The 594-nt window shown below is 66.3% G+C and carries 1 protein-coding gene; it reads right to left on the reverse strand.

Annotated elements, in window-relative coordinates; all coding sequences use genetic code 11:
• Nucleotides 1–236: 236 nt before the first annotated feature.
• The coding region (locus tag OO70_RS50540) for a hypothetical protein (RefSeq protein ID WP_234337158.1) at nucleotides 237–594 on the reverse strand (358 nt) is incomplete at its 5' end.

Consider the following 594-nt stretch of genomic DNA (forward strand, 5'->3'; position numbering starts at 1 on the left):
GGGAGACCCCGCGCAGGGCGGCATACAGGAACACGCCGCCCCCGGCCGCAATGGCCAGATGCATGCTGCTGATTCCAGTGCCGCCCTTGGCCACGGGTCAGGCGCCCTTGAGCTTGGACAGCAGCTTGCCGCCGAGGAAGGTGCCGAGGGCGAAGTACACGACCTTGCCGAGGTCGGGCATGAGCATGTTCATGGGGTGTTCCTCTCCGGGTGCGGAACCTACGGGGCCGTAGGTTTCAGCGACCGCCCGTCAGCTGGCGGGGGTCGTCGTTCACGGGGGACCAGTAGTTCTTCGTGATCCCGAGGGTGTGCGCCCCCGAACCGCCGATGGTGCCGATCAGCTGCACCGCCGTGCTGGGGGTGACCGGCTGGTAGCGGAACCCGTTCTCCGCGCCCGGCTGCAGACCGAAGTCGTCGAGCCAGTGCAGGACGAACACACCGTCCGGCTTGGTGTTCGTGGCGGTCGTCGACTCCGCGGTCGCGTTCGTGCCGTAGTCCTCGGACATGAGGTGCTCCCACGTGATCGGGGAGCGGCTGAAGCACTTGACCTTGTCGATCTCCATCTCAAAGAGAGACGGGAAGTCGAGTTCACCC

It is taken from the genome of Streptomyces xylophagus (assembly GCF_000716435.1).
GTDB classification, from domain to species: domain Bacteria; phylum Actinomycetota; class Actinomycetes; order Streptomycetales; family Streptomycetaceae; genus Streptomyces; species Streptomyces xylophagus.